The organism is Dactylosporangium cerinum, from assembly GCF_042653625.1.
Lineage (GTDB): Bacteria > Actinomycetota > Actinomycetes > Mycobacteriales > Micromonosporaceae > Dactylosporangium > Dactylosporangium cerinum.
Map to the genome: position 1 here is coordinate 784,676 of NZ_JBHSIU010000130.1, position 12,321 is coordinate 796,996.

9 protein-coding genes are annotated in these 12,321 nt (G+C 71.5%); 3 read left to right on the plus strand and 6 right to left on the minus strand.

The window, feature by feature from the left end; genetic code table 11:
• Nucleotides 1-37: 37 nt before the first annotated feature.
• Nucleotides 38-1,258, minus strand: coding sequence for a DUF1444 domain-containing protein (locus tag ACFPIJ_RS61470; protein WP_380128823.1), 1,221 nt, complete (start codon nt 1,256-1,258; stop codon nt 38-40).
• 61 nt (nt 1,259-1,319) lie between these two features.
• Between ACFPIJ_RS61470 and ACFPIJ_RS61475 the strand changes: the two genes are divergently transcribed.
• Nucleotides 1,320-2,129 carry an SDR family NAD(P)-dependent oxidoreductase gene (locus ACFPIJ_RS61475; RefSeq protein ID WP_380128824.1) on the plus strand — a complete coding sequence of 270 codons (810 nt, stop codon included), beginning with the start codon at nt 1,320-1,322 and terminating at the stop codon, nt 2,127-2,129.
• Nucleotide 2,130: 1 nt separating this feature from the next.
• Here ACFPIJ_RS61475 and ACFPIJ_RS61480 read toward each other — a convergent pair whose 3' ends face one another.
• Both ACFPIJ_RS61480 and ACFPIJ_RS61485 read right to left on the minus strand, forming a co-directional pair.
• Nucleotides 2,131-2,802: a hypothetical protein gene (locus ACFPIJ_RS61480; protein WP_380128825.1), complete on the minus strand. Its 672-nt coding sequence runs from the start codon at nt 2,800-2,802 to the stop codon at nt 2,131-2,133.
• A 522-nt stretch (nt 2,803-3,324) separates the two neighbouring features.
• A complete protein-coding gene (locus tag ACFPIJ_RS61485; protein WP_380128826.1) occupies nt 3,325-4,161 on the minus strand; it encodes a helix-turn-helix domain-containing protein in 837 nt (278 codons plus the stop codon).
• Between the two features lie 96 nt (nt 4,162-4,257).
• Between ACFPIJ_RS61485 and ACFPIJ_RS61490 the strand changes: the two genes are divergently transcribed.
• Nucleotides 4,258-5,619, plus strand: a complete 1,362-nt coding sequence (locus ACFPIJ_RS61490) for an MFS transporter (protein ID WP_380128827.1) — start codon at nt 4,258-4,260, stop codon at nt 5,617-5,619.
• 66 nt (nt 5,620-5,685) lie between these two features.
• On the opposite strand, the gene ACFPIJ_RS61495 is transcribed toward ACFPIJ_RS61490, so the two are convergent.
• Genes ACFPIJ_RS61495 through ACFPIJ_RS61505 form a run of 3 tightly spaced genes read right to left on the minus strand, consistent with a single transcriptional unit; the run spans nt 5,686 to nt 8,844 of the window.
• Entirely contained in the window at nt 5,686-7,281 is a 1,596-nt protein-coding gene (locus ACFPIJ_RS61495) for a CotH kinase family protein (protein WP_380128828.1), read from the minus strand.
• On the minus strand, nt 7,281-7,958 hold the full coding sequence (locus ACFPIJ_RS61500) for a DUF4956 domain-containing protein (protein WP_380128829.1): 678 nt from the start codon (nt 7,956-7,958) through the stop codon (nt 7,281-7,283). The genes ACFPIJ_RS61495 and ACFPIJ_RS61500 overlap by 1 nt, the downstream gene beginning before the upstream one ends.
• A 4-nt stretch (nt 7,959-7,962) precedes the next feature.
• Complete coding sequence (locus ACFPIJ_RS61505) at nt 7,963-8,844, minus strand: polyphosphate polymerase domain-containing protein (protein WP_380128830.1); 882 nt, start codon at nt 8,842-8,844, stop codon at nt 7,963-7,965.
• 449 nt (nt 8,845-9,293) lie between these two features.
• Here ACFPIJ_RS61505 and ACFPIJ_RS61510 point away from each other — a divergent pair, with 449 nt between their 5' ends.
• Nucleotides 9,294-12,311, plus strand: coding sequence for an RICIN domain-containing protein (locus ACFPIJ_RS61510; protein WP_380128831.1), 3,018 nt, complete (start codon nt 9,294-9,296; stop codon nt 12,309-12,311).
• Nucleotides 12,312-12,321 lie beyond the last annotated feature (10 nt).

Below are 12,321 nucleotides of genomic sequence, written 5' to 3' on the forward strand. Positions count from 1 at the left end.
GTGCGACAAGACTTGAGACAAGTCAATCCGGATGGGCTCAGAGCTCGACGGCGACCCTCCGCAGCCGCTCCACGACCTCGGGCGGCGGCCAGGTCCGCAGCCGGAACCGCTCCGGCAGGAACGCCGGATCCGGCACCAGGCCCACCTCCCGCACCACGTCGTCCCAGGCGACGAAGAACACCTCGGGCCCGTCGGGCCCGTCGGAGCCGAACGCCACGATGTCGGCCCGCGGCAGCAGCGTGTCGACCCGGTCCGCCCAGCTCACGGCCGAGAACACGGACCCGTCCGGCTGCTCCCCGACGCCGTACTGCGCCACGAACGGCATCATCAGATCGTCGCCCCAGAACGGGTCGTCGAATTCGAACTGCTCCAGGTGCTCGGCCTGCGCGGCGTACTCCTGCGCGGCCAGCAGCACCTCCGACCGGTGCGTGATCGCGTGCAGCGGGTGCCCGGCCGGGACGGTGAACGGCACCACCGCGCCGGTGTCGTCGACGGTGTAGGCAACCGGCGAGATCGGGCGCGCGGCCTCGCGGTACTGGGACTCGATGAGCTCGAAGACCGGGGCCAGGTCGTCGGGCCCGTCATCGGGGGAGGTGCCGACGAGGAGCGCGCCGGTGGTGTCGGGGACGAAGAACAGGGGACGGCCGCCGTCCTCCGGGGCGACGGCGGCCAGCCAGCCGTCGACGAAGAGGTGCGACGCCCAGTACGCATTGCCGTCGTCGACCAGCCGGATCAGCTGCTTCGACTCGGCGGTGAGGTCGGCCGCGGTGGCCTGGGCCGAGCCGGACATGTTGTGGTGGGCCTGGTCGAAGACCAAGGCCTCGGGGACGCCCCACTGATCGAGGTCCTTGGTGGTGACGAACGCCATCTTCGTGGGCAGGTCGACCACGATGTACTCGGACACGAACGGCCACGCCGGCCGGCGCACATGTTCGATCGTGTCGGCGACGGCGAGGTGGTGGGTGGTGGGCCGCATCAGGGGGCGCAGCAGTGGCCAGGCCTCGTCCCACGTGTCGGGGGTTTCGGAGACGTCGAGGACGGCGGCCACGAAGGCGGCGACGCGCTCGTCGCGCTCGTCGGGTTCGACGCCATCGCACTCGCTGTAGAGGTTGCCGAGGTAGATGTGGGTCGGCGACTCGTCGGGGGAGTCGCGCCGGACGGCGATCGTGAACTGGTCCGGTTGGTACTGCGCGTCGGCCACCCCCGCCGCACGGATCGCGGCGAGCACGATGCCGGCGAAGTCCTTTTTGGAAGACATCTCCGGCACGGTACCGGTTCGTCGCGCGTCGCGCGGGACCGCGCTGAGGGATACTGCATCGATGGATCGAACTGTGGTGATCACCGGGGCGAGTTCCGGGGTGGGGCTGGCGGCGGCGGTGCAGTTCGCCGCCCAGGGCGATCAGGTGGTGGTCGTCGGGCGCACCCCGGAGCGACTGGACGCGGCGGTCGCGCAGGTGCGGGCCGCGGGCGGCGGCCGCGAACCGGGCCGGTTCCAGGCCGACTTCGAGCGGCTCGCGCAGGTGCGTGACCTCGCCGCGCACCTCCTCGACACGTATCCGGCGATCGACGTCCTCGCCAACAACGCCGGCGGCATGGTCGGCGGCCACCGGCGCACAGTCGACGGCTACGAGGCGACGATCCAGGGCAACCACCTGGCCCCGTTCCTGCTGACGAGCCTGCTGCGGGAGCGGCTCACCGGCGGCCGGGTGGTGAACACCGCGTCGCGCGTGCACACGCAGGGCCGCCCGGACCCCGGCGACTTCACCGGCGACCCGGCGAAGTTCCGCTGGGCCCGGGCCTACGGGGCGGCGAAGTCCGCGAACATCCTGTTCGCCGCGGAGGCCGCGCGCCGCTGGCCGGACATCACCAGCGTCTCGTTTCACCCCGGGGTCGTGCGCACCAACTTCGGCGAGGGCGCGGTCCGGCTCGTCTACCGGTTCGCGCCGTTCCTGACCACCCCGCAGAAGGCCGGTGCGCTGCTGGTCTGGCTGGCCACCACCCCGGCCGCCGAGCTGACCGACGGCGGCTACTACGTCGGGCACAAGCTCACCCGGCCGGCCGCGCACGCCGGCGACCGGGAGGCGGCCGCCGCTCTCTGGGAGGCGAGCGCCGCGGCCGTCGGCGTCTAGGTCAGGCCGACTCCCACACGACGGCGTTGAAGGTGACCGATGCGGCCTTGGCGTCGACCTTCTGCACGGTGAGTCTGGCGGCGCGGCCCTCGGTGGTGCGCACGCAGAGCACCGCGCCGGTCTCGACCGTGGGCACCTGGGTCGCGCCGCGGGCCGCCGCGGCCTCCTGGCACTGCGCGAGCTCCGGTGTGCCGCCGCCGTCCCAGACCATGAACGACGTCGACGGGCTGAAGGGCGGTTTGTGCAGCTCGAACCGGCCGTCGCTGATCTGGTCGACGCTCAGGTCACCGTGCCAGTCGGCGTCGTCGATGGAATGCGGCGGCTTCGTGTCGAGCTCGACGGCGTCGCCCAGGCCGCTGCCCATGGTGCTCGACGCGACGAGCTGCCCGGACCACCGGACCGCCCCGGCGGCGCCGCCGGGTCCGGCGCCGGTGGTGTTGCCCGTGGCCGGCGGCTGACCCGCCGCGGTCGTCCGCTGGGGGGCCGGTTGCGCGGCGCCGGTCGGCGCCGGTGCCGGGCTGTCGCCCCGGCGGGCCGCGACGACGGCGAAGATGCCGCCGATGATGGCGGTGATGATGGTGCCGGCGAAGGCCAGCCAGATGCTGAGCTTGGTGTGGTCGCGTTGCGGCCGCACGGTGTTCTGGGGCGGTGGGCCCCACTGGTTCGGTGCCATGATCCCCCGCTGCGTGCATATCGATGGATACGTCGTCGATCGAGGACTGTAGCCAACCCGGGCGAGGGACGAAGCGGGCGAGGAGCGTTGCCCGGTCGCGATGTGATCAAACGTCAGATAACCGGCCTCTGACCTGGGAGAATTGGGTTGTCGGGCCCGATCGTGACGGGTCCCGGCGGGGCCTGACCGATGCCCCTGAGCGGCGTCGCATGAGTCGACGGTTGTCACTGGACCGCACCGCGCAGCCAACCGCCCTAGAGCACACACCCAACGCCCGACGGCGCCTCAGCCGGTGCCGGCGTCGCGGGAGCGTGCTCGAACCACGAAAGGCGTACCTCGAATGTCCACCTCCACGATCCACGCACCCGCCCGGACCAACCGATCGGACGCCACGTCGCATCCGCGGGCCCTGGTCCAGAACTCACTGGCGCCCGGGACCGTCGACCTGCCATCCCTCGTGCCACTGATGTATGCCCTCATGTTCCGCAACATCGCCAGTGACGGGTTCATCTTCAGCGACCCTCAGGCGGCGCGGGTGACGTCGGCGTCGAGCAGTTCGGCGGCGGCGTGGTCCGGGGTGCCCGGCGCGGCGTGGTAGGCGATCAGGCGCTGCCCGTCGGTGCCGTCGAGACGCATCGCCTCGTAGCCGAGGGTGAGCCGGCCGACCGTGGGATGGTGGAAGCGCTTGTCGCCGTTGGTGTGCGCGTCGACCTCGTACCGCTGCCACAGGCCGGCGAACTCGGCGCTGTTGAGCGTCAGTTCGCCGACGAGGTGGACGAACTCGGGCGTGTGCGCGAACTCGCCCGCGACCGCGCGCAGGTGGGCGACCACGCCCGGGGCCAGCTGGTCCCAGTCCACGTAGAGGCGGCGCGCGGCCGGGTGCAGGAAGACGTAGCGGACGATGTTGCGCCGCTGGACCGGCCACGCCTCGATGCCGGCCAGCAGGTGCAGGCCCGACGGGTTGGCCGCGAGCAGGTCGTTGGTCGGGCCGACCACGTAGGCGGGGTTGGGGCGCAGCGCCTCCAGCAGGCGGTGCACGCCGGGCCGCACCCGGTGGGACAGCTCGGCCGGTGCCGGGCGGCGGCTCACCAGGTCGCGCAGGTGCCGGTGCTCGTCGCGGCGCAGCCGCAGCGCGCCGGCGAGGGCGTCGACGACCGACGGGCTGGGCTGCCGCTCCCTGCCGCGCTCGAGGCGGGTGTAGTAGTCCACGCTCACCCCGGCGAGGGTGGCGACCTCCTCGCGGCGCAGCCCCGGGGTCCGCCGCATGCCGGTGCCCCCGGGCAGGTCCACGTCGTCGGGGCGCAGCGCCGCGCGGTGCGCGCGCAGGAATGTGCCCAGCTCATTCCCCCGGTCCGTCACGCTTCCAGTCTGCCCGCGCCGGGCCGCGCCGCAAGTGCGCAGAGGGGGTGTAGCGCACCCAGGTGCGCCACCGGAAAAAGCCTACGGTCGACGGACATGGCACCTCTTCTCGCCGCGGCCCTGGGGTTCGTGGTCATCTCCCTCGACGCGCTGGTCGTCACCGTGGCCCTGCCGGACATCGGCACCGACCTGCACGGCGGCATCGCCGGGCTGCAGTGGGTCGTCGACGGCTACACGCTGACGTTCGCGGCGTTCATGCTCTCGGCGGGCGCGTTCGCCGACCGGATCGGCGCGAGCCGCGCGTTCGCCGGCGGCCTGGTGCTGTTCACCGCGGCCTCGGTCGCCTGCGGGCTGGCCACCGAGCTGTGGATGCTGGTCGCGGCCCGGCTCGTGCAGGGCCTGGCCGCGGCGCTGACCATGCCGGCCTCGCTCGCCCTGGTCCGCCAGGCGTACCCGGACCCGCACCGGCGCACCCGGGCCATCGCCACCTGGACCGCGGCCGGCGCCATCGCCACGACCGTCGGCCCGGCCCTCGGTGGCCTGCTCACCAGCGCCTGGAACTGGCGCGCGATCTTCTTCATCAACCTGCCCGTCGGCATCGCCGGCCTCCTCCTGCTGCGCCGCGCGCCGCGGTCGCCGCGCCGGGCCGCGCCGCTGGACCTCCTCGGGCAGGTCCTGGCGGTCCTCGGCCTGGCCGGGCTGACCGTCGGCGTGATCGAGGGCGGCGACCGTGGCTACCGCGCGCCCGAGGTGATCGGCGCGTTCGGGCTCGCCGCGGTCGCGGTGATCGCGTTCCTCGTCGTCGAGGCCCGCCACGAGCATCCGACGATGCCGCTCGGGCTGTTCCGGCGGCGCCCGGTGTCGGTGTCGATCGCCGCCGGGTTCGCCGTCAACGTGGCCTGGTACGGCACGATCTTCCTGCTGAGTCTGTTCTTCCAGCGGGAACTGCACCGGACCGCGTTCGTCGCCGGGCTGATGTTCGTCCCGGCGACGGCGGTGGTGGCACTGTCCAACCTGCTCGTCGCGGCGCGGATGATCCAGCGATACGGGCCGCGGGTGCCGATGGTGCTCGGGCAGGCGGGCACCGTGGTGGGGTTGACGCTGCTGCTGTTCGTCGACGCGGACACCCCGCTGGCCCTGGTGGCGCTGGCGACCGTGCCGGTCGGCCTGGCCGGGGCCCTGGCCGTGCCCGCGCTCACCGGGCTGCTGCTGGGCAGCGTCGAGGCGGAGCGGGCCGGCACCGCGGCCGGCGTGCTCAACACCGTCCGGCAGACCGGCGGTGCGGTCGCCGTCGCCGTCTTCGGGGCGATCGTGGCGTCGGGCGCCGGCTTCGGGGCCGGCCTGCGGATCAGCCTCGCCGTGGCCGCGGTCGCGCTGGGTGCCACCACCGTCGCGACGTTCGTCGCGCTACCCCCGATCGCTCCGGCCGGCGCGGCGACCGTGAACCGGCGGGCGTGAGGCCGCCGCGGCCGCCGGTGTGCGTGCACCGCACATCGACGGCCGCGGTGTCCTCGGGGTCCTTGGTCACCCGTCGGTGATGACGGCGTCGCCGGCGAGGTGTTCGGTGCGTTGCACGATGAGGTTGCGCAGCTGGTCGGCGTCGGACCTGGTCTTGTCGGCGTTGTTGCCCTCGACGGTGCCGAGGACCTTGGTGATGCCGTCGAGGATGTTCAGGGCGTCCGCGCCGGCGTAGATCTTCTTGTACAGCTTGCGGTAGGCGTCGTCGTAGGTCGCCTTGAACGCGGTGCTGGCCAGGAAGCGTTCCTTGAGCTTGTTGCCGCCCATCCCGCCGAAGCCACGCCCGCCGCCGGGCAGCTGCATGCCGGCCGGCGGCTGGAAGTCCTGCGGCAGCGCGCCACCATTGGCCCCGGCGTTGCCGCCGCCCGGGAAGCGGCCGCCGCCCATCGAGGTGGTGTCGTGCGGGCCGGTGGTGGCGCTGCCGGAGAAGGACAGGTTGTAGTCCCAGCCGACGACGGAGAACCGTTTGGTCTTCAGGTTGTACCAGAGGTAGTAGTTGCGGCCGGGGCCGGCCATGTCGTCGGAGTTGAGCAGCAGGTTCTGCACGGCGACGTAGTTGGCGAACGACGGCACGTCGACGTGCTCGGCGAGGTGCTTGTCGAAGTCGGCGTCGCCGGCGCCGTTCACCCACTGGATCAGGTCGATGACCGGTTGGAGGTCCTGGCTGCCCTTCTTGGTGATCTGCTTGAAGTCGTCGGCGTAGTCGGTCGGGTCGTCGCCCTGGTCGGTGAACGATCCCGTGGCGAGGCTCTTGTAGAGCACGCCGGAGCCGCCGAGGGTGTCGGCGAAGTCCTCGTCGGGGTGTTCGACGATGAGGCGGGCCGTCGTCGGCCGGTCGTTGACGGTGAAGCTGGTGTACGCGTAGCGCTGCGCCGTCTGATCGGCGGCGGCGAGGACGTTGAGGGAGACGGCCTCGTTGAGCACCGTGGAGCCGCCGCCCATGCCGGCGACGCGCACGGCGATCTCGCGGTGGCCCTGGTAGCGGCGGCCGTCGGCGAACTCGTCGAAGCGGATCAGCCACGGCAGGGTCTCCGGCTCCTCGGCCTTGAGCGACGACATGCCGAACCCGCCGCCCGGCCTGAATCCGCCCTGCTGGTCGCCGCCCGGCAGGGCGCCCTGACCGCCGCCCGGGAAGCCGCCGTTGCCGTTGCGCTGCGGCAGCTGCCCGCCCCGCCCGCCGCCGAACCCGCCCGGGCGGGACTGGCCGTTGCGGGTCAGCCCGGAGAGGGTGGAGTTGCCCTTGAGCCGGATGCCGACACTGTCCAGGCGGGTGCCGTCGATGGTGATGTCGGCCTCGAGGAACTCCTTCTCGCCCTCGTCCCAGAACTCGTCGAGCAGCCGCTGGTAGTCGGCGTCCTTGAAGGTCAGTGTGACCTTGTGGGCCCGGGTCGCGTCGAACAGGTCGGTGCTGCCGGCCACGTCCTGCGTGACCTGGTCGCCGTTGTTGTCGCTGGCGCTGGTGACCAGTGGCGCGACCCGCACGGTGCTGAACACCACCGCGCACGCGACCAGGAACGCGGCGCAGACCGCGAGCAGCTTCCAGTAGTGCCGTATCCGGACCGGGATCCGGTGCAGCAGCCGCTGTGGCAGCCGGGGGTGCATCACAGGTCCGTCTGGTCGTAGCCGGTCAGGACGGTCACCCGCTGCCCGCTGGTGCGCTCGCCGAGTGCGGTGATGAGCTGGCCGGGCTCGTGGCCCTTCTTGAGCCGGACGGTGTACATCAGCTCGGTGAGGGCGCCGCCGCGGATCGACTCCATGCTGACCAGCTCGAACTCGCTGGTGTGGGCGATGAGCACGTCCTGGATGCCCTCGGTGTGGCCGCCGTCCGGCGGGACCTGGACCTTGACGACCTGCCGCTGGACGCTGGCGGCGAACCAGTTGAACCGGTACATCACCACGATGATGAGGCTGATCGCGACCGCCGCGACGATGGCCAGGGTGTAGAAGCGGGTGCCGGCGGCCATGCCGACGCCCATGACCAGGAAGATGAACCCGACGTCGCGGGTCTCCTTGATCGCGTTGCGGAACCGGACCACGGACAGCGCGCCGACGAGCGCGAACGCGCGGGCGATGTTCGAGCCGACCACCAGCATGATCAGGGCGATGAGCATGCCGAGGATGACGAGGGTCTGCACGTAGGACTGGCTGTAGGACACGTTGCGGTGGGTGAACCGGTACACCCAGCCGATCATGGCGCTGAGCACGAATGACAGCGACAGCGCGATGGCGATGTCGCCGACGCTGAACGTGCCGGACAGGTCCTGGACGTCGAACGGCATGGGGTCAGGCCTCACTTCGGGTGGGAACGTGGAAGATCGAGCGGGGCGCCCTGCCGAACGCCTCGACGCTCTGGCAGTACTTGGAGATCCGCGCGACGGACAGGTTGAGCTCGGCGGCGAGGTCGGTGAGCCAGTAGGGCACGCGCTCGTTGGCCTTGAACTCCACGACGGCGAGCCGGGCCGGGACGATGAGCCGGTTCTCGGCGTCGGCGCCCAGGTGGAAGTCCCGGTCCCGGCCGCGCAGCCGCTGATCGACGGTGACCCGCAGGCCCGCCTCGGCGCCGCGGCCGACGAACGCCTCCCGCTGGTATCCCGTCATGGCCACCGGCTGCAGGTCGAGGCGGCCGACCAGCCCCAGCACCTCCTCGAGGAAGGCCCGCTGGCCCGGCTCGTGCTCGACCATCTCGCGGCCGTCGCACAGCTGCAACGCCAGCCGGTAGGGCAGCGCGACCCGCCGCTTCTGCGTGACCCGGTTGACCCGCTGCTTGATCTCGACGAACACGTCGGTGTCGTCGTCGACGCCGAACCGGTCACCGTAGTGGCGGATACGCAGCTTGCGCCGGAACTTCAGCCCCTCGATCTTCTCCCAGTAGAACCGCAGGTCCCGGGTGTCGTAGTAGGTGCTCCACACCCCGTAGCCGCCGGCGGTGCCGTGGCTGTCCCGGTCGAGGCGGCGGTCCAGCTCCGCGCGCAGCGCCGGCAGGGCGGTGCCGGGCATCAGGTACTTGATCTCGTAGCGGTTGAACGCGTGCAGCCGGCTCGGCGCCCGCAGCGCGTGACCGACGTGGTCGTCGTTGCCCGCTTCGGCCGGCAGGGCGGGTGCTTCCGGTGCGTCGGCCGGGGAGGGGTCCGGCGGCACGGCACGTCGTCGGAACGGCCATCGCATGGTGGTCGCCAATCTGAGTACGGCAGCTGACAAAGCAGGACACAAGCAGCCGAACCTCAGAGCAGCCTTTGAACACCATCGAAACTGCACATGAACGCGAGGTGGACGCCGAGCGGCACCGACGGTGATCAACGATACGGGACCGCTCACAGGCGGCGTCCTCCAGCCACACTTTCGCATGGTTGAGCAATTGTTCGTCCTCATGGCCGGCACCTTGCACGCATCGGCGGGTTTCGCTTGACACCCGTCATGTGAGCGTTAACGCTGAGAGGGCGAGAGACACGGCACGGCGGCCGTGCGCGCACCGGCTGACCGGGCGATCCGAACACCCTCATCGATCGCGCGGCAGCACCTCACTGCGCTCCTCCGTCAAGGATGCGCCCGCCGTCTCCCGGCGCCGCCGCACGGTGCGCAACCACCCGTCACCGGCGCCGGCCGAAAGGATCCCCATGCATCGACACAGTCCCAAGGCGAGCCGTTCCGTCGTTGCCGCCGCGCTTGTCGCCGGAGCCGCCACCGTGATTCTCGGAGTGCAACGCGACGCGTTGGCGGCGGTGCCCGCCGTCGACGGGTTCACGGCCGGCAACGCGGCGGTGGCGTCGGTGGACCTGGCCGGTCAGTGGTCGTTCACCCCCGAGGGGCGGGCGACGACGTCGATCACCGTGCCGGGCGGTGGCTGGTACAAGCAGGGGTTCACCGACGTCGCGCACGCGGTGTACTCCCGGACGATCACCGTGCCGAACGCGGGGCAGCCGCAGTCGACCTGGATCGAGTTCGGCGCGGTGAACCATCAGGCGACGCTGTCGGTCGACGGGCGGGTGGTGGCCACGCAGACGACCGCGTTCACCCCGTCGAGGTTCGACATCACCGCGTTCGCGGCGCCCGGCACGACACACACGATCACGGTGGACGTGAAGGGCCGTGACGCGCTGAAGAACCCGGCCAACGGCAAGTACCTGGTGCCGACCGCGGCGGAGTGGTCGGAGGCGGTCCCGCAGGGCATCTTCCGCTCCGCGTTCCTGCGCGTCTACCCGGCGGTGTACGTCAGCGACGCGTTCGTGCGCACCTCGGTGGCGAATCAGAGCCTCACCTATGACGTGTCGGTGACCAACACGTCGGCCGGCGCCCGCACGGTCACGCTGACCGGCACGCTGTCCTCCGACGGCGGCGGGTCGTTCGCCTACCCGGGCCTGCCCGGCCGGACCGTGTCCGTGCCGGCGCACTCGACGGTCAAGGTGACGGTCGGCCCGGTCACCTGGAACCTCGGCACGGGCTCCTACTGGTGGCCGAACGTGCCGTACCGCTCGGGGTACCGGGCCCAGTTGCACCGCCTGGCCGTGCACGCCACGACCGACGACGGGCGGACCAGCGACGCGCTGTTCCGGTTCGGGTTCCGGGAGAGCACGCAGAACGGGGAGTACTACTCCCTCAACGGCGTGCGGGTGAACTACCGCGGCGACAACCTGCAGGGCGCGGACTACGACCGGATCAACAACGGTGGTGTCGGCGACGCGTTCGACACGTTGCCGGGGTTCCTGCCACCGTCGGCGGGCAACGGCGGCTGGCCGCAGGCGGTGGACAACTACCAGCGGCTCAACTTCAACGTGGTGCGCATCCACCAGGAGCCGGCCAGCCCGTACATGCTGGACGTCGCCGACGAGATGGGGCTGATGCTCGTGGACGAGACCGCGATCCGCGGATCCAACGGCCGCGAGGACTTCCAGGCCGGCCACGACAACATGGTGAACCACGCCCGGGCGCTGACGCTGCGCGACCGCAACCACCCGGCCGTGCTGCGCTGGAGCCAGAGCAACGAGCCCGGCCTCAGCGGCGACACCGAACAGTTCCAGCAGGACCTGTACGCCGCCATGAACGGCAACGACGGCACCCGGCCGGTCATCGTCGACGGTGAGGACCCGAACAGGTACCCGAACATGCGGTACGCCAACTTCGCCTCGTTCCCGCACTACCTCGACGGGCTCGGGGCCTACACCGAACGGGTCGTGTCCACGCCCGGCCGCCCGGACGGCGAGACCGAGTTCATCTGGCCGAAGTGCAACACGAAGCAGGGCTTCGAGTGGTTCGCCACGCTCACCGCGGCCAAGCGGGGCAAGGACGCCAGCGACCTGCGGCCGTACACGCTGCTGTCGGGCTGGGCGGGGTTCGTGCCGGGCGTGCGGACCACCGACTTCGTCCCCGAGGAGGGCGGCCGGCCGGTCTACGGCGCGGACAACCTCACCGATCCGTGGAGCAACCCGCAGATCCAGCGCATCCAGGCCGGCTTCCACCCGATCGCCGCGATCGACCTGCCCTACTGGTCGGCCTCCGGGATCTCCGACGCCAACGGCACGTTCCCGCTGCCGCAGGCGGTGGACAACTACGGCTACGACGCGCCGGTGACGCGGAACATCACCGTGTTCAACGACGACTTCAGCACCACGTCGGTCGGCCTGGTGTGGACCGCGCGGCTGAACCAGCCCGACGGCACGGTGATCGCGTCGGGGAACACGGCGCTCAATGTGCCGCTCGGGTCCCGGGTCACCCAGCCGGTTTCGTTCACCACGCCGGCCTCCGGTAGCCGCGTGTACCTGACCCTGTCCACCACCAAGAACGGCGCCACCGTGTTCACCGACGCGGTGGAGTACTTCACGCTCGGCGCGAACTCCTCCACCGTGGACGACGCCGACCCGCGGATCGTCTACGGCGGCACCTGGTCGCGGGCGAGCGGCGAGTCCGGCCCGTACGCCGGCACCAACACCTACTCCGACGTGGCCGGCGGCACCGCGACCCTGTCGTTCACCGGCACCGGCGTCGCGTTGCGTGCGGTCACCGACGCGAGCCACGGCATCGTCGCCGTGTCGGTCGACGGCGGCGCGGAGACCCTCGTCGACGAGTACTCCGCGACCCGCCAGGGCGACGTCACGGTGTGGACCAGTCCGCGGCTGGCGTCCGGCACCCACACGGTCCGGGTCCGGGTGACGGGCAACCAGCGGCCCGGGGCGAGCCACAATTGGGCCACCGTCGACCGGTTCGAGATCAGCACCGGTGTGGTGGCCGGGTCGAACTACCGCATCGTCAACCGCAACAGCGGCAAGCCCCTCGCCGTGGCCGGCAACTCCACCGCGGACGGCGCCGGGGTCGTGCAGCAGAGCGGCGCCGGCGCGTGGACGCTCGCCACGGCCACCGGCGGTGCGTACACCCTGCGGTATGTCCCGACCGGGAAGGTCCTCGACGTCAACGGCGGCAGCACCACCGAGGGGCTGCCACTGCAGCAGTGGTCCGCCAACGGCGGGGCGAACCAGCAGTGGTATCTCCGGCCGGCCGCGGACGGCTACTACACGATCGTCAACGTCGCCAGCGGCCTGCTCGCCGACGTCTACGGCCAGTCCGGCAACGACGGCGCCCAGGTCGTGCAGTGGGGCGCCAACAACGGCACGAACCAGCAGTGGCAGCTGGCGCCGGCGTGACCGGCCGCCG